The organism is Pseudomonas sp. COW5, assembly GCF_026240005.1.
Taxonomy (GTDB): domain Bacteria; phylum Pseudomonadota; class Gammaproteobacteria; order Pseudomonadales; family Pseudomonadaceae; genus Aquipseudomonas; species Aquipseudomonas kribbensis.
Genome location: NZ_JAPHVP010000001.1, coordinates 4868676 through 4884004, shown reverse-complemented (window position 1 = coordinate 4884004; position 15329 = coordinate 4868676). Strand labels below are relative to the sequence as shown.

Annotated in this window: 16 protein-coding genes; 9 read left to right on the top strand and 7 right to left on the bottom strand. The window is 61.1% G+C overall.

The window, feature by feature from the left end; translation table 11 throughout:
• Positions 1–243 precede the first annotated feature (243 nt).
• Positions 244–864, bottom strand: coding sequence for a TetR/AcrR family transcriptional regulator (locus tag OQ248_RS22390; RefSeq protein ID WP_265814042.1), 621 nt, complete (start codon positions 862–864; stop codon positions 244–246).
• A 147-nt stretch (positions 865–1011) separates the two neighbouring features.
• Here OQ248_RS22390 and OQ248_RS22385 point away from each other — a divergent pair, with 147 nt between their 5' ends.
• The 3 genes from OQ248_RS22385 to copD are packed head-to-tail and all read left to right on the top strand — an operon-like array spanning position 1012 to position 2717.
• The gene (locus OQ248_RS22385) at positions 1012–1446 is read left to right on the top strand and encodes a GNAT family N-acetyltransferase (RefSeq protein WP_265814040.1); all 435 of its coding nucleotides are present in this window, start codon (positions 1012–1014) and stop codon (positions 1444–1446) included.
• A 47-nt stretch (positions 1447–1493) separates the two neighbouring features.
• Positions 1494–1856: a copper homeostasis periplasmic binding protein CopC gene (gene copC, locus OQ248_RS22380; RefSeq protein WP_265814039.1), complete on the top strand. Its 363-nt coding sequence runs from the start codon at positions 1494–1496 to the stop codon at positions 1854–1856.
• A 3-nt stretch (positions 1857–1859) separates the two neighbouring features.
• Positions 1860–2717, top strand: a complete 858-nt coding sequence (copD, locus tag OQ248_RS22375) for a copper homeostasis membrane protein CopD (protein WP_265814038.1) — start codon at positions 1860–1862, stop codon at positions 2715–2717.
• 2 nt (positions 2718–2719) lie between these two features.
• On the opposite strand, the gene OQ248_RS22370 is transcribed toward copD, so the two are convergent.
• Together OQ248_RS22370 and OQ248_RS22365 are read right to left on the bottom strand one after the other, a co-directional pair.
• On the bottom strand, positions 2720–3862 hold the full coding sequence (locus OQ248_RS22370) for an HlyD family secretion protein (protein ID WP_265814037.1): 1143 nt from the start codon (positions 3860–3862) through the stop codon (positions 2720–2722).
• Complete coding sequence (locus tag OQ248_RS22365) at positions 3859–5514, bottom strand: MFS transporter (RefSeq protein WP_085711522.1); 1656 nt, start codon at positions 5512–5514, stop codon at positions 3859–3861. The genes OQ248_RS22370 and OQ248_RS22365 overlap by 4 nt, the downstream gene beginning before the upstream one ends.
• 196 nt (positions 5515–5710) lie before the next feature.
• Here OQ248_RS22365 and OQ248_RS22360 point away from each other — a divergent pair, with 196 nt between their 5' ends.
• On the top strand, positions 5711–6661 hold the full coding sequence (locus OQ248_RS22360; protein WP_265814036.1) for a polysaccharide deacetylase family protein: 951 nt from the start codon (positions 5711–5713) through the stop codon (positions 6659–6661).
• A gap of 45 nt (positions 6662–6706) precedes the next feature.
• Here OQ248_RS22360 and OQ248_RS22355 read toward each other — a convergent pair whose 3' ends face one another.
• The 3 genes from OQ248_RS22355 to OQ248_RS22345 are packed head-to-tail and all read right to left on the bottom strand — an operon-like array spanning position 6707 to position 9138.
• Complete coding sequence (locus OQ248_RS22355) at positions 6707–7507, bottom strand: sulfite exporter TauE/SafE family protein (protein ID WP_065258956.1); 801 nt, start codon at positions 7505–7507, stop codon at positions 6707–6709.
• 9 nt (positions 7508–7516) lie between these two features.
• Complete coding sequence (locus OQ248_RS22350; RefSeq protein ID WP_265814035.1) at positions 7517–8761, bottom strand: FAD/NAD(P)-binding oxidoreductase; 1245 nt, start codon at positions 8759–8761, stop codon at positions 7517–7519.
• 38 nt (positions 8762–8799) lie between these two features.
• Positions 8800–9138 carry a metalloregulator ArsR/SmtB family transcription factor gene (locus OQ248_RS22345; RefSeq protein ID WP_007952897.1) on the bottom strand — a complete coding sequence of 113 codons (339 nt, stop codon included), beginning with the start codon at positions 9136–9138 and terminating at the stop codon, positions 8800–8802.
• A gap of 99 nt (positions 9139–9237) precedes the next feature.
• On the opposite strand from OQ248_RS22345, the gene OQ248_RS22340 reads away from it, so the two are divergent.
• Together OQ248_RS22340 and OQ248_RS22335 are read left to right on the top strand one after the other, a co-directional pair.
• Positions 9238–10101: an MBL fold metallo-hydrolase gene (locus tag OQ248_RS22340; protein ID WP_265814034.1), complete on the top strand. Its 864-nt coding sequence runs from the start codon at positions 9238–9240 to the stop codon at positions 10099–10101.
• A 127-nt stretch (positions 10102–10228) separates the two neighbouring features.
• Positions 10229–11074 carry a tyrosinase family protein gene (locus OQ248_RS22335; RefSeq protein ID WP_265814033.1) on the top strand — a complete coding sequence of 282 codons (846 nt, stop codon included), beginning with the start codon at positions 10229–10231 and terminating at the stop codon, positions 11072–11074.
• A 12-nt stretch (positions 11075–11086) separates the two neighbouring features.
• On the opposite strand, the gene bkdR is transcribed toward OQ248_RS22335, so the two are convergent.
• Positions 11087–11575 carry a Bkd operon transcriptional regulator BkdR gene (bkdR, locus tag OQ248_RS22330; RefSeq protein ID WP_007915088.1) on the bottom strand — a complete coding sequence of 163 codons (489 nt, stop codon included), beginning with the start codon at positions 11573–11575 and terminating at the stop codon, positions 11087–11089.
• A 185-nt stretch (positions 11576–11760) separates the two neighbouring features.
• Here bkdR and OQ248_RS22325 point away from each other — a divergent pair, with 185 nt between their 5' ends.
• Genes OQ248_RS22325 through OQ248_RS22315 form a run of 3 tightly spaced genes read left to right on the top strand, consistent with a single transcriptional unit; the run spans position 11761 to position 15328 of the window.
• The gene (locus OQ248_RS22325) at positions 11761–12996 is read left to right on the top strand and encodes a 3-methyl-2-oxobutanoate dehydrogenase (2-methylpropanoyl-transferring) subunit alpha (protein ID WP_114883893.1); all 1236 of its coding nucleotides are present in this window, start codon (positions 11761–11763) and stop codon (positions 12994–12996) included.
• A 1-nt stretch (position 12997) separates the two neighbouring features.
• Positions 12998–14056 (top strand): alpha-ketoacid dehydrogenase subunit beta, encoded by a 1059-nt coding sequence (locus tag OQ248_RS22320; RefSeq protein WP_114883895.1) that lies wholly within the window; start codon positions 12998–13000, stop codon positions 14054–14056.
• Positions 14057–15328, top strand: a complete 1272-nt coding sequence (locus tag OQ248_RS22315; RefSeq protein WP_265814032.1) for a dihydrolipoamide acetyltransferase family protein — start codon at positions 14057–14059, stop codon at positions 15326–15328.
• Position 15329: the final 1 nt, after the last annotated feature.

Below are 15329 nucleotides of genomic sequence, written 5' to 3'. Positions count from 1 at the left end.
GAAAGTCCCCTCACCCTAGCCCTCTCCCCGAGGGAGAGGGGACTGATTGGGGGATATTGACGAATTACACCGACGTGAAAGTTTGGCTGTGAATCCATATTGGAAACAGCTAGGACGCCGCTGTGATTCCATAATCGACTCGGTGATTCAGGTCGATGTATAGCGAATGACACCTCGGTCAGCTCCCTCTCCCTCCGGGAGAGGGCTGGGGTGAGGGCATGGATCGTCCCATCAAAACAATTCTCAGGGTTCTAATCCAATCCCCCGCAAAATCACACTCGTCACCGTCTGCACCGCCCGCTCGAACTGCATGTCCGACAACGGCTGGTGCTCATTCAGAATATTCACCTGATGATCGAAGTCGGCATAGTGCTGCGTCGACGCCCAGATCATGTACAGCAGGCTCGAAGGCTCCACCGGCAGAATCCGCTTGTCCTCCACCCACTGACGGATCTTCGCTTCCTTCATCTTCGCCCAGTCATACAGGCTGACATCCAGCGCCTCGCCGAGGGTCGGCGCGCCGTGGATGATTTCGTTGGCCCAGACTTTCGAGCCGTAGGGCCGGCTGCGCGAGTGGTTCATCTTGGCGCGGATGTAGCTGCTGAGCACCACCCGCGGATCGTCGAACATCTCGAAGCACAGCGCGTCCTGCTTCCACACTTCCAGCAGGTCGAACAGCACGGCGCTGTACAGCTCGCTCTTGGTTGAGAAGTAGTAATGCAGATTGGAACGCGGCAGCTGCACTTCGGTGGCGATGTCGGCCATGGCGGTGCCGCCGAAGCCTTTTTCGGCGAAGACTTTTTCCGCCGCCAGCAGGATCTTGTCGACGTTGGTGCGGCGAATTTCGATCTTGTGATTGCCCATGAGGGCTCCCTGAAGACAACGTTGTTGAAGACTAGCATCCGCTCTGGGCAAGGGGCGACAGGCGAGAACGATTCTTCACACACTTGGGCTTTTTTCTGGTTTAGGATCGCCCCCCTTCTCCCTGTCAGACACTGAAGGATCTTGTCCATGACCATTCGCAAACGTATTGCCGCGGACGATCAGCAACTTGCCGACCTGTGGGAACGTTCCGTCCGCGCCACCCACGACTTTCTTCCGGAAGACGACATTCACCGACTGTTCCCGCTGGTGCGTGACGCCTACCTGCCCGCGCTGGATGTCTGGGTCTTCGAGAACCCCGACAACTCTCCGGCAGGCTTTATTGCCACCGACGACGACACCGTACAGATGCTGTTCATCGACCCGGCTCAGCGGGGCCAGGGCATCGGCCGACGCTTGCTCGACCATGTCCGCCGGCCGTTGCTTAAGGTGGATGTCAACGAACAGAATCCCCAGGCCCACGGCTTCTATCTGCACTACGGCTTCGAGGACATCGGCCGCTCGGAACTCGATGGCGAAGGCCGACCCTTTCCGGTTGTGCACATGCGCCTGAAAAGCCTGTGATCCTCGCTCTATACTCAGCCCGCCATTTCACTGAAAGGACACTGCCCATGTCGATGAAAAAACTGTTCACCGCCGCCGCCCTGCTGGCTTCGCTGGTCGTCACCTCCCAGGCGTTCGCCCATGCGCATCTGAAAAGCGAAACCCCGGCCGCCGACAGCACCGTCGCCGCCCCTGCGGATCTTCGCCTGGTGTTTTCCGAAGGCGTCGAAGCCAGCTTCACCAAAGTCACCGTGACCCACGACGGCGCGCCGGTGAAGATCAAGCCGCTGACCACCGAAGGCGACAAGAAAACCCTGATCGTCACCCCTGAAGCACCGTTGACCGCCGGCGAATACAAGATCGAATGGCACGCAGTGTCGGTCGATACGCACAAGAGCGAAGGCGCCTATCAGTTCAAGGTTGGCCAGTAATTCATGAGTGACGCGCTGGTGCTGTGCCGGTTCCTGCATTTCATCGTGGTGTTGATGCTGTTCGGGGCCTGGCTGTTCCGGCCGCTGCTGCTCAAGGATGAGGCGCCGGCGCTGGATCGGCATCTGGCGCGGCTGGCTCGCTGGTTGGCGGCGATTGCGCTGGCCAGCGGCGTTGCCTGGGCGTTGCTGATCACCGCGAGCATGGCCGGTTCGGCGGCTGCGGCGTTCGACCCGGACACTGTCGAGCTGGTACTGGGCCATACGTTTTTCGGTCAGGTATGGCGCTGGCATTTGCTGATCAATGCCCTGTTGCTGGCGTTGCTGTTTACGCCATGGCGTTCGAACCAGCCATTGCGGCTGGGCCTTAGTGCGCTGCTACTGATGACTCTGGCGCCAGTCGGTCACGGGGCGATGCTCGACGGATTCAGCGGCCAGATGCTGATCCTCAATCAGGTCGTTCACTTGACCTGCGTCGGCGCCTGGCTCGGCGGTTTGCTGATGCTGGTGATGATCCTGCGCCAGTCCGGCGAAACGGTGCGTTACGTCTTGCAGCGCTTCAGCGGGGTCGGCTACGTGTTGGTTGCCGGTCTGCTGATCACCGGGCTGATCAACGTGCGCGTCCTCACCGGCCAATGGTGGCCGACGCCGTTGTTCTCGGGATTCGCCCTGATCCTGCTGATCAAGGCCTTGCTGGTGCTCGGGATGCTGGGGCTGGCGCTGTTCAATCGCTTGCGCATCCGTGATTGCGAACAGCGCGTCGACACCCTCAAACGCAGTGTGATGCTGGAGTGGCTGCTGGGGATCGGCGCGGTGGCGGCGGTTTCCGTGCTCGGCACCCTGCCGCCGATGATTGCGGCCTGACGTCAGTGTTTCTGAGTATCGCCCTTCGCCGTATCGATGCTGACCACCACTGACATCCCCGGCCGCAAGCGCTCGATTTCCTGTTGGTCCGGATCGATGGTCACGCGCACCGGCACCCGCTGGGCGATCTTCACGAAGTTGCCGGTGGCGTTGTCGGCCTGCAATAACGCGAACTCCGAACCGGTGCCGGGCGAGATGTGCTGAACGTGGCCGGTGAATTTGCGGTGGTTCAGCGCATCGACGGTGAAGCTCACCGGTTGCCCGACCCGCACGTTGTCCATCTGGGTCTCTTTCATGTTGGCGATCACCCACTTCTGGTCCGGCACCAGCGCCATCAACTGCGCCCCGGAGTTGACGTAGGCACCGAGGCGCACGCCGATCTGCCCGAGCTGACCGTCACGCGGGGCGATAATCCGGGTGTTGGACAAATCGATCCGCGCCAGTTGCACCGCAGCCTCGGCGCTGGCCACGGCGGCCTCCAGCGAACCGCGATTGACGATCACCGTTTGCAGATCCTGCCGGGCGATTTCCAGATTGGCCTTGGCTTGAGCCACGGACGCAATGCTTTGCGCGTTGGCGGCCAGCGCCACGTCCATCTCGCGCTTGGATACCGAACCGTCATTGACCAGCGCCGTGTTGCGGCGCAGGTCCGCCTCGCTTTTGCGCAGCTGCGCCTCGCTGTCGGCCACCACCGCCTGCCGCAACTTGATCGTTGCTTCGGCGCTGTTGCGCTGCTGCACCACATTGGCCAGTGAGGCTTTCTGCACCGCCAGTTGTGCCAGCGACTGATCCAGACGCTGCTGATAAATCCGGTCATCGAGACGCACCAGCAAATCCCCGGCCTTCACGAACTGGAAATCCTGCACCGGGACTTCATAGACATAACCGCTGAGCTGCGGGCCGATGATCGTCACCTGCCCCCGCACCAGAGCGTTTTCGGTGGTTTCGACCGCACTGCTGAACGGCGGCAACTGCCACGCATACAGCACGATCAGTACGCCGACGATGGCAATCGCGGCAAAGCCCAGCGACGAGATGATCCGCACCCGCAACGAGCGCGGTTCGGTGTTCGGCGATGACGGCGGCGCTACACCTTCAGGGGTGGCAGCGATGGCATTGGTGGTCGTGGTGGTCGGTTCGGTCATGAAGAAGTGGCACCGCTGGAAGGTACGGAAGGTGTCGGAGCGACGGCTTTGGTGGTGCTGATCAGCCATAGCGCACGGATGGAAATCCAGATCATGGTGAGGATCGCGATCACCGCGATCAGCATGAACACATCGTTATAGGCCAGCACGTTGGCCTCGCGAGTAGCCGCGTTGGCGAGGCTGCGAATGCCTTGCAGGTTGCGCAGGCTCGGGTCGGCGATCAGGGAGCCGACCGCCGAACCACCGCTCTGTACCCGGGCGGCCACCAACGGGTCGGACAACACCAGTTGCTCGACGATATGGCTGGAATGGAATTTCTCACGCACGATCTGGAAGGTCCCCAGCAACGCCGCGCCGATCAGGCCGCCGAGGTTGTTGCAGATCCCGAACAACACGGAAAAGCTCACCAGATTGCGCGGATTGGTCAGCACGTTACGGGTGCCGAGGACCATGGTCGGCCCGAGGAAAAAGGTGCTGCCGAAGGCCAGCAGGAACTGGCTGAAATACAGGTTCTCGGGGCGGGTCAGGTTGTTCGAGGAACTGTCGATGATCGAACCGGTGGCCATCAACGCCAGCGAGACGATCAGCGGCATCAACAGGTGTTTCGGGTCGATGGTCAGCGCACTGGTCAGCAGCCCGGCGACGCTGCCGATCAGCATCACCACGTAGAGGCTGTGCAACTGCTGGCTGCTCATGTTCAGGTTCTGCATGAAACCCACGGCGCCGGTGGATTGCTCCGAGGTCACCATGCGAATCAGGATCACTGCCAGCGCCAGACGGATCATCACCCCGCTGCCGAGCCAGCGGGTCATCAGCATCGGGTTGCTGCGGTTGTGTTCGATGGCCAGCCCCGCGAGGATCAGGGCAATCGATGCGGCGAGGGCAATGCCGATCCATTGTGCCTCCAGCCACCAGTCGATCCGGCCCAGGGACAGCACGGCACACAGCAAGGCCACGCCGCTGGCGAGGATCGCGAAGGTCAGGAAGTCGAGGGGTTCGAAGGTCTTGAAGCGGTCACCCGGCGGCAACTTGAGCATCAACACACAGCCCAGCGACAGCAGCGCCATGCCCAATTCGAACAGGTACAGACCGCGCCATTCGGCGATCTGCAGCAGGTCTTCAGAAAACAGCCGGGCCAGCGGCAAGGCCAGTTGCGAAGTGCCAAGACCGAGCACCAACGCCTTCATCCGCCATTTGGCCGGGAACGCCTGCACCATGTAATACAGGCCCAGCGAACTCAGCGCCGCGCCGACCATGCCGTGGGCCGCGCGCACGGCAACCGCCGAATTCAGGTCATTGACGAACAGATGGCCGAAGGTCACCAGCGCATACAGCACCAGAAACACCTCGGTGAACGCCCGCAAGCCGAACTGCTGGCGAAACTTCACCAGCAGCAGGTTCATCGACACGTTGGTCATCACATACGCCGCCGGCAGCCAGGCCATCTCCGCCGTGGTCGCCCCGAGCGCGCCTTGCAGATAAGGCAGGTTGGCGACCACCAGCGAGTTGCCCAACCCGCCGGTCAACGCCACCAGCAACCCCACCAGCGCATAGGCCAGGCGCTTGGGGTTGGAGTGCAACGGCGTCGAGGGGGATCCGGGCAGGCTGGGCTTCTCGTGAGGCTGCCAGTTGCGCGGGGCGTATCGATCCATGGAAAGGCCTTGTACGGTGATGGCTTGAGTGTGCCGCAAAACGGCAGCCAAACACATATCCCTGTGGGAGCTAGCTCCCACAAGTCAGTGGTGGATTCGTAAATTTTGTTTAAAGGTCATCTCGCCCGCAGCGGATTTTTCCCAAGCGTAGCGGATGCCAACCTTGCTGCACTTCTCAACCTGCAAGGTGCCCGTTATGACCACGTCCCGCTGGCAACGCTCCCCGCGTCTGCTGAAAAACCTGCTGGCAGCCGCCCTGTTGCTGCCCGCCCTCGCCTTCGCCCAGGAACGCCCGTGGCCGGATGGCTCGCAACTGGTGATTTCGGTGTCGATGCAATTCGAAACCGGTGGCCAGCCCGAGGGCGCGGAAAGTCCATTCTCCGGCACACCGCTGCCCAAAGGTTATCCGGACCTGCCGGCGCAGACCTGGTTCGATTACGGCTACAAGGAAGGCCTGTGGCGCATGCTCGATCTGTGGGATCGCACCGGCATCAAGGTCACTTCCCACGTGGTCGGTGAGGCGGCGCTCAAGCACCCGGAACTGGCCAGGGCGATTGCCGAGCGCGGCCATGAACTGGCGGCCCACGGCATGCGCTGGGCCGATTCGTACAACATGAACTACGCCCAGGAAAAACAGTTCATCGGCGACGGCGTCGCGGCGGTGGAGAAAATCACCGGCCAGCGCTCGGTGGGTTACAACGCCAACTGGCTGCGACGCAGTCCCAATACACTGAAGGTGCTGCAGGACCTGAACTTCACCTACCACATCGACGATGTCAGCCGCGATGAGCCCTTCGTGACCATGGTTCGCGGGCGCAAATTCGCCGTGGTGCCCTACACCCTGCGCAACAACGACATTGTGCTGATCGAAGGCAGACATTTCTCCGCCGAGCAGTTTTATCAGCAGCTGGTGCTGGAATTCGATCGCCTCTACGCCGAAGGCGCGAACAAGCGGCGAATGATGTCGGTGAGTCTGCACGACCGCATCGGTGGCACGCCGGCAATGGTCGAGGCGATGGAGCGCTTTATCCGTTATGCGCAATCGCATCCGAAGGTGGCCTTCATGCGCAAGGATCAGATTGCCCAGGTGGTGCTGACCGAGAAAAACCCGCTGATCGACAACACCGAGGCGGCGTACAACCAGTGACAAAAAAATCGCAGCCAAGGCTGCGATTTTTCTCTGTTTAACGACTCACGCCCGCAGCAGCATATAAGCCGCAACCACCAGGCAGACACTGGCGAATCCCACCTGCAATGTCCTCGCCGGTACTCGCGCGCAAAGTTTGCGCCCGATGATCATGCCGACAATGCTGGCCACGATGAACGCCGCGCCCAAATGATCGATCCGCACCCCTGCATGGAACGCACCGATCACACCGATGGCGGAAATCAGGCTGATCACCATCAGGGACGTGGCGACGATGCCGCGCATCTGCACATCGGTCAGTTGCTTGAACGCCGGCACGATCAGGAACCCGCCGCCAACGCCCAGCAACCCCGACACGACACCGGTGACCGCCCCCAGCGCTGCGAGGGTTGCGGTGCATTTGGCGGTCCAGTCGAAGCGGCCGGTCTGTTCATTGAGCATGCAGTTCTTCTGGCCCCAACTGGCGTGGCCATGATCGCTCGGCCCCTCTTGCTGGCGTTCGCGACGCAGCATGCGCCAGGCCACCATGACCATCAGCAGGCTGAATAGGATCATCAGGACCTTCTCCGGCAACTGGTGCGCGAAGTAGATGCCCAGCGGCGAAAACACCGCCCCGAGCGCCGCGATCAACAGCGCCGCGCGGTAGCGCACCAGTCCATGACGCAAACCATCGATGGCCCCGACCGCCGCCGCACTGCCCACGGCAAACAATGCCACCGGCGCCGCTTGCGTCATCGTCCAGCCCAGCCCGAGCACCAGCGCCGGCACCGCGAGAATCCCGCCGCCGGCCCCGGTCAGTCCGAGGATCAATCCCATCACCACGCCAAACAGACTTGCCAGCAACATAGGGAGTTCTCAGTCGACTTTGGACACACCGGTCAGCCACTCGCGGCCCTTGAGCATGCCGTTCCAGTAGAACCACGGCAGCAGGGATGCCTTCAGCCACCACGCGGAACGCCGTGGCACGGTCGGGTCGAGAGGAAAGGTCGGCAGCAACTTGCCGCCATAGCCGAACTCGGCGAGGATCACCTTGCCCTTCTCCACCGTCAGCGGGCAGGAGCCGTAGCCGTCGTACTTCAGCGGCAACGCCAGAGACTTGCGCTGTGCCAGCAGGTTCTCGGCGACCACCACGACCTGCTTGCGCACGGCAGCAGCGGTTTTCGCGTTGGTGGTGTTGCAGATATCGCCGAGCGCAAACACCTCCGGATAACGCGGATGTTGCAGGCTGTGCGGGTTGACCTCGCACCAGCCGGCGGCGTCGGCCAGCGGACTTTGCGCGATGAAGTCCGGGGAAACCTGTGGCGGCACGACGTGCAGCAGATCGAAGGTCTTGGCTACCTGACTGACGTCGCCGTCGGCATCCTTGACCTCGAACCAGGCGGTTTTCGTCGGGCCGTCGACCTTGACCAGATTGGCGTTGAACGCCAGGCGGGCGTTGTATTTTTCGATGTACTTCATCAGCGGTGGCACGAACGTCGCCACGCCGAACAGCGCCGCACCGGCCAGATTGAATTCAACCTCGACCTTGTTCAAAACGCCCTTCTTGAGCCAGTGATCGCAGGACAGATACAGCGCCTTCTGCGGCGCGCCCGCGCATTTGATCGGCATCGCCGGCTGAGTGAACAGCGCCTTGCCGCCGCGCAGTTTCTGCACCTGATCCCAGGTGTATTGCGCATGCTGGTAGCTGTAATTGGAGGTGACGCCGTGCTGGCCAAGACTCTCCTGCAAACCCTCGATCTTCTCCCAGGCCAGACGCAGGCCGGGGCAGACAATCAGGTTCTGATAGCTGACGGTGCGTTGATCGTTGAGGGTGAGCTGGCGTTTGTCGGGATCGATGCCGGTCACTGCCGCCTGAATCCAGGTGGCCTGACGCGGCATCACCTTGTTCATCGGGCGGGCGGTATCTTTGGCATCAAAGGCACCACCGCCGACCAGCGTCCACGCCGGTTGGTAGTAATGCTGGGCACTCGGCTCGATCACCGTCACTTTCAGGTGCGGATCACGCTTGAGCAGACTGGCGACAAAACCGATGCCGGCGGTGCCGCCGCCGATAACCACGATGTCTGCACTGATGGATGGGCCCCAGTGTTGATCGTTCATTGCTTGTTCCTTATTGCTGCACGCAAGGATAGCCGGGTCTATTGCGCCCAGCTTTTGAGCACGGCTCCGCAGTAGAGTCCGGACAGGGTTTTCATCACCTGGATGACTTCATGACTGGCGAGGCCGTAAAAAATGTACTTGCCTTCACGTCGGGTCGCGACCAGCCCTTCATCACGCAGGATGCCCAGTTGCTGGGACAGGGTCGGCTGGCGCACGCCGGTCATTTTCTCCAGCTCGCCGACGTTGCGTTCGCCCTGGGTCAGCTGGCACAGGATCAGCAGCCGATCCTCATTGGCCAGGGCCTTGAGCAGCGAACAGGCCTTGGAGGCCGAGGCCCGCAGTTGGGCGACTTCACATTCGGTCAGACTGGATTGCATTTGCAGGATGCCTTCAACGTCACTTAAGCTGCGGACATTATGTGTTTACATAAAGTGTTGCAACCCTGACTTTCCACCTTCCTGCACAGGACCCTGTCCATGCCCGCGCTGATTGAAGCTTTCCTCGACCCCGCCTCCTCGACCTACAGCTACGTGGTCTACGAGGCCGATGGCGGACAGTGTGCAATCGTCGATCCGGTGCTTGATTACGACGGTGCCGCCGGCCGCACCTGCACGGCCCAGGCAGACAAAATCATTGCCTTCGTGCGCGCCCACCATCTGCAAGTGCAGTGGCTGCTGGAAACCCACGCCCACGCCGATCACCTGTCCGCCGCGCCCTACCTGCGCCGCGAGCTGGGCGGCAAGATCGCCATCGGCGAATCGATCAGTAAAGTGCAGAACGTGTTCAAGGCGCTGTTCAACCTGGAGCCGGAATTTCGTGTCGACGGCTCGCAGTTCGATCACCTGTTCGCACCGAACGAGTCTTTCCTGATCGGCAACCTCAAGGCCACCGCCCTGCACGTTCCCGGCCACACACCAGCGGACATGGCCTACCTGATCGACGGCGAGCAGATCCTGGTCGGCGACACGCTGTTCATGCCCGATGTCGGCACCGCCCGTTGCGACTTCCCCGGCGGCAACGCGCATCAACTGTTCAATTCGATCCACAAACTGCTGGCCTTCCCCGCCAGCGTGAAGCTCTACGTCTGCCACGACTACCCGCCGCAAGGTCGCGCCTCGCAGTGCCAGACCACCGTGGGCGAACAGCGTAAAAGCAATATCCATGTGCATGACGGCATCGACGAAAACGCTTTTGTCGAGATGCGCACCAAACGTGATGCCGGGCTGGGTATGCCGACGCTGTTATTGCCGGCGATTCAAGTGAATGTGCGAGCGGGGAATTTGCCGCCTGCGGAAGGAAATGGCGTTGTCTACCTGAAGATCCCCATCAACTCCGTGTAGGAAAAACTCAATCCAGGAACCGGGAATAACGGATTTCGTACCTGTCGCGTCGGATGCCATGAACTGGGCGTAATCTCGGCCAGCAGGCAGACTTCATTGGGCAATCAATCAATGGAGTCTGTGCAATATGGATATTCGCCGAAACCACCGAGATATGTCGCCGCAACAGAAATCCGCCTTTGTCGAAGCGGTTCTGAGGCTGAAAAACAACGTTAACAGTGTGCTGCGCCCCGGTCTGCAGAGCCGCTACGATGACTTTGTCCAGATACACAAGAATTCGATGGGGCGCGGTAATCCGCTCGTCCCCAACCCGCACCAGAGTCCCCTGTTTTATCCCTGGCACCGTGTACTGATCCGCCAGTTCGAGCTGGCTCTGCAGGCCGCCGTCGATGATCCTCGGATCACCTTGCCCTACTGGAACTGGCAAATCAGCGGCACCGACAACCCGTTCACTTCGAACTTCATGGGCGGTAATGGCGACAACACCCAGAACCAACAGGTAACGACCGGCCCTTTTTCCAATAACCAGTCGGCATTCATCGTGTCTGTATGGGACGAAGGAACCGGTAGCGCTGCCTTGCGTCGCGATCTGGGGGCCGCTGGTGCTTTGCCGACTCAGGAAGCCATCATCTCGGCCCTGAACAGAACACCCTACTGGATGGAACCGGGTGGTTGGGAAAACATTTCAGAGAACGAATTGCACAATCCAGTGCACGCATGGATTGGCGGCAACATGATGGAGGCTTCTTCTCCCAACGACCCGCTGTTCTTTCTGCACCATTGCCATCTGGACCTGCTGTGGGAGCGCTGGAAACGGCAACACCCCAATATCCAGTCCTTCCCGTTTGTCGACCTGAGTGAATCGACACTGGTCTTTCACCCGGATAACGAACTCGCGCCCTGGCCCCAGAGCTTTACCGTTCAGCAGGCACTTTTTACGGAAGAACTCGGTTATCGGTATGAATACCTGTGAACTGCACCGGTTTCAGTTTCCCAATGTCAAACCGTTCGCCGGCAACGGCAAAGCGGTCTTGTAGCGCACCTGCTTGAGCGCAAAGCTTGACCGAATGTTGGCCACGCCCGGCACTTTGGTCAGGAAATCCATCATGAAGCGCTCAAGGGACTGAATGGTCGGCACCAGCACCCGGATCAGATAATCCGGGTCGCCGGCCATCAGGTAGCACTCCATGACTTCCGGACGGTCGGAAATCGCTTCTTCGAAATGCTGCAGCGCTTCCTCCACCTGCTTCTCCAGGCTGACGTGAATGAACACGTTCACGTGCAGCCCGAGCAGGTCGGCATCCAGCAGGGTCACCTGCTCACGGATCAGCCCCAGTTCTTCCATCGCCTTGACCCGGTTGAAGCACGGTGTCGGCGACAGATTGACCGAACGGGCCAGGTCGGCGTTGGTGATGCGCGCATTCTCCTGAAGGCTGTTGAGAATGCCGATGTCGGTACGGTCCAGTTTGCGCATGAGACAAAACCACCTGTTTTTTATGTTTATGCAGATTTTCTATCTGCAAATGATCTCCAGCGCAACGAAACAGAGAGAAATATTCTTCTTGCCCGGGCCTATGATTGTTGTAGGACAAGATTTCTTTTATCGAAGAATGACTGCCAGCTCACTACAAGAAATTCACAAGATCGAGCGTAGAAGCCATGACCCAAGCGTATGAACCGCTGCGTCTGCACGTCCCTGAACCTTCGGGCCGCCCAGGCTGCAAAACCGACTTCTCCTACCTGCATCTGACCGATGCCGGCACGGTGCGCAAACCTTCCATCGACGTTGAACCCGCCGACACTGCCGACCTGGCCCGTGGTCTGATCCGTGTGCTCGACGACCAGGGCAACGCCCTCGGCCCATGGGCCGAGAACGTGCCGGTCGAAATCCTGCGCAAAGGCATGCGCGCGATGCTCAAGACCCGGATCTACGACAACCGCATGGTGGTCGCCCAGCGTCAGAAAAAAATGTCGTTCTACATGCAGAGCCTCGGCGAAGAAGCCATCGGCAGTGCCCAGGCCCTGGCCTTGAACACTGACGACATGTGCTTCCCGACCTACCGCCAGCAAAGCATCCTGATGGCCCGCGACGTACCGCTGGTCGACCTGATCTGCCAGTTGCTGTCCAACGAGCGCGACCCGCTCAAGGGACGTCAGTTGCCGATCATGTACTCCGTGAAGGACGCCGGTTTCTTCACCATCTCGGGCAACCTCGCCACCCAGTTCATTCAAGGCGTGGGCTGGGGCATGGCTTCGGCAATCAAGGGCGACACCAAAATCGCCTCGGCCTGGATCGGTGACGGCGCCACCGCCGAATCAGACTTCCACACCGCCCTCACCTTCGCCCACGTTTACCGTGCGCCAGTGATCCTCAACGTGGTCAACAACCAGTGGGCGATCTCGACCTTCCAGGCCATCGCCGGTGGTGAAGCCACCACCTTCGCCGGACGCGGCGTCGGTTGCGGCATCGCCTCCCTGCGCGTTGACGGCAACGATTTCTACGCGGTCTATGCCGCCTCCGCCTGGGCCGCCGAACGCGCCCGCCGCGGCCTCGGCCCGACCATGATCGAGTGGGTCACCTACCGTGCCGGCCCGCACTCGACCTCCGACGATCCGTCCAAATACCGTCCTGCCGACGACTGGAGCCACTTCCCGCTGGGCGACCCGATCGCCCGCCTGAAACAGCATCTGATCAAGGTCGGCCACTGGTCGGAAGAAGAGCACGCCGCCGTCAGCGCCGAGCTCGAAGCCGAAGTGATCGCCGCACAGAAACAGGCCGAACAGTACGGCACCCTCGCCGGCGGCCAGATTCCAAGCGCCGCGACCATGTTTGAAGACGTCTACAAAGAGATGCCGGAGCACTTGAAGCGCCAGCGTCAGCAGCTGGGGATCTGACATGAACGACCACAACAACAATATTCAGTTGGAAACCGCCATGACCACGACCACCATGACCATGATCCAGGCCCTGCGCTCGGCCATGGATGTGATGCTTGAGCGTGACGACAATGTGGTGGTGTTCGGCCAGGACGTCGGCTACTTCGGTGGCGTGTTCCGTTGCACCGAAGGCCTGCAGGCCAAGTACGGCACCTCGCGGGTGTTCGACGCGCCGATCTCCGAGAGCGGCATCGTCGGGACCGCCGTGGGCATGGGTGCCTACGGTCTGCGCCCGGTGGTGGAAATCCAGTTCGCCGACTACGTCTACCCGGCCTACGACCAGATCATTTCCGAGGCGGCGCGCCTGCGTTATCGCTCCGCCGGTGAGTTCACCGCGCCGATGACCCTGCGCATGCCTTGCGGTGGCGGCATCTACGGTGGCCAGACCCACAGCCAGAGTATCGAAGCCCTTTTCACTCAGGTCTGCGGCCTGCGCACTGTCATGCCGTCCAACCCGTATGACGCCAAGGGCCTGCTGATCGCCTCCATCGAAAATGATGACCCGGTGATCTTCCTGGAGCCGAAACGCCTGTACAACGGCCCGTTCGACGGCCACCACGAACGCCCGGTAACCCCGTGGTCGAAACACCCGGCCGCACAAGTCCCGGACGGCTACTACACCGTGCCGCTGGACGTTGCCGCCATCGCCCGTCCGGGCAAGGAAGTCACCGTGCTGACCTACGGCACCACCGTCTACGTGTCGCAGGTCGCCGCCGAAGAAAGCGGTGTGGACGCTGAAGTCATCGACCTGCGCAGCCTGTGGCCGCTGGACCTGGAAACCATCGTCAAATCCGTGAAGAAAACCGGCCGCTGCGTCGTGGTACACGAAGCCACCCGCACCTGCGGTTTCGGCGCCGAACTGGTGTCGCTGGTGCAAGAGCATTGCTTCCACCACCTGGAAGCGCCGATCGAACGCGTCACCGGTTGGGACACCCCCTACCCGCACGCGCAGGAGTGGGCGTATTTCCCTGGGCCGTCCCGAGTGGGCGCGGCGCTGAAACGGGTCATGGAGGTCTGAATGGGCACGCACGTTATCAAGATGCCGGACATCGGCGAAGGCATCGCAGAAGTAGAACTGTCGCAGTGGCACGTCAAGGTCGGCGATCTGGTCGTTGAAGACCAGGTGCTGGCGGATGTGATGACCGACAAGGCGATGGTGGATATTCCGTCGCCGGTACACGGCAAGGTGATTGCGCTCGGTGGTCAGCCGGGCGAAGTGATGGCGGTCGGCAGTGTGCTGATCAGCATCGAGGTTGAAGGTGCGGGCAATCTGAAAGAGTCCGACAAACCGGCGCCTGTTGCAGCGAAGGAAGCACCTGTCGCACCGAAAGTTGAAGCGGTCGTTGAAAGCAAACCCGTCGCGCCGCGTACGGCTCCGGTTTGCCAGGGCCCGATGGTTGCCCGTGAAGCCGATGAGCGCCCACTGGCCTCGCCGGCCGTGCGCAAACACGCGCTGGATCTGGGCATTCAATTGCGTTTGGTGCGCGGTTCCGGCCCGGCCGGTCGCGTGTTGCACGAAGACCTTGAGGCCTATCTGGCGCAAGGTCAGTCGAACGCTTCGGCGCCGGTCGCCGCCGCTTACGCCCAGCGCAACGATGAAGAACAGATTCAGGTGATCGGCATGCGCCGCAAGATCGCCCAGCGCATGCAGGATGCGACTCAGCGTGCTGCACACTTCAGTTATGTCGAGGAAATCGACGTCACCGCGATTGAAGAACTGCGCGCCCACCTGAACGAAAAACACGGCGCCAGCCGTGGCAAGCTGACCTTGCTGCCGTTCCTGGTGCGTGCACTGGTCGTCGCCCTGCGCGACTTCCCGCAGATGAACGCCCGTTACGACGACGAAGCTCAGGTCATCACCCGCCTCGGCGCGGTGCATGTCGGCGTCGCCACCCAAAGCGACGTCGGCCTGATGGTGCCGGTGGTGCGTCACGCCGAGACGCGCAGCCTCTGGGACAGCGCGGCGGAAATCTCCCGCCTGGCCAACGCTGCCCGCAATGGCAAGGCCAGCCGCGATGAACTGTCCGGCTCGACCATCACCCTGACCAGCCTCGGCGCCCTTGGCGGCATCGTCAGTACCCCGGTGCTGAACCTGCCGGAAGTGGCAATCGTCGGTGTGAACAAAATCGTCGAACGACCGATGGTCGTCAAAGGCCAGGTGGTGATCCGCAAGATGATGAACCTCTCCAGCTCCTTCGATCATCGCGTGGTCGACGGCATGGATGCGGCGCTCTTCATCCAGGCCATTCGTGGTCTGCTCGAACAACCCGCGACCCTGTTTGTGGAGTGAT

What these genes read in the sequence shown, in the direction of transcription:
- OQ248_RS22390 (WP_265814042.1), bottom strand. Translation starts at nt 864, where the DNA reads ATGGGCAATCACAAGATCGAAATTCGCCGCACCAACGTCGACAAGATC.
- OQ248_RS22385 (WP_265814040.1), top strand. Translation starts at nt 1,012, where the DNA reads ATGACCATTCGCAAACGTATTGCCGCGGACGATCAGCAACTTGCCGAC.
- copC (WP_265814039.1), top strand. Translation starts at nt 1,494, where the DNA reads ATGTCGATGAAAAAACTGTTCACCGCCGCCGCCCTGCTGGCTTCGCTG.
- copD (WP_265814038.1), top strand. Translation starts at nt 1,860, where the DNA reads ATGAGTGACGCGCTGGTGCTGTGCCGGTTCCTGCATTTCATCGTGGTG.
- OQ248_RS22370 (WP_265814037.1), bottom strand. Translation starts at nt 3,862, where the DNA reads ATGACCGAACCGACCACCACGACCACCAATGCCATCGCTGCCACCCCT.
- OQ248_RS22365 (WP_085711522.1), bottom strand. Translation starts at nt 5,514, where the DNA reads ATGGATCGATACGCCCCGCGCAACTGGCAGCCTCACGAGAAGCCCAGC.
- OQ248_RS22360 (WP_265814036.1), top strand. Translation starts at nt 5,711, where the DNA reads ATGACCACGTCCCGCTGGCAACGCTCCCCGCGTCTGCTGAAAAACCTG.
- OQ248_RS22355 (WP_065258956.1), bottom strand. Translation starts at nt 7,507, where the DNA reads ATGTTGCTGGCAAGTCTGTTTGGCGTGGTGATGGGATTGATCCTCGGA.
- OQ248_RS22350 (WP_265814035.1), bottom strand. Translation starts at nt 8,761, where the DNA reads ATGAACGATCAACACTGGGGCCCATCCATCAGTGCAGACATCGTGGTT.
- OQ248_RS22345 (WP_007952897.1), bottom strand. Translation starts at nt 9,138, where the DNA reads ATGCAATCCAGTCTGACCGAATGTGAAGTCGCCCAACTGCGGGCCTCG.
- OQ248_RS22340 (WP_265814034.1), top strand. Translation starts at nt 9,238, where the DNA reads ATGCCCGCGCTGATTGAAGCTTTCCTCGACCCCGCCTCCTCGACCTAC.
- OQ248_RS22335 (WP_265814033.1), top strand. Translation starts at nt 10,229, where the DNA reads ATGGATATTCGCCGAAACCACCGAGATATGTCGCCGCAACAGAAATCC.
- bkdR (WP_007915088.1), bottom strand. Translation starts at nt 11,575, where the DNA reads ATGCGCAAACTGGACCGTACCGACATCGGCATTCTCAACAGCCTTCAG.
- OQ248_RS22325 (WP_114883893.1), top strand. Translation starts at nt 11,761, where the DNA reads ATGACCCAAGCGTATGAACCGCTGCGTCTGCACGTCCCTGAACCTTCG.
- OQ248_RS22320 (WP_114883895.1), top strand. Translation starts at nt 12,998, where the DNA reads ATGAACGACCACAACAACAATATTCAGTTGGAAACCGCCATGACCACG.
- OQ248_RS22315 (WP_265814032.1), top strand. Translation starts at nt 14,057, where the DNA reads ATGGGCACGCACGTTATCAAGATGCCGGACATCGGCGAAGGCATCGCA.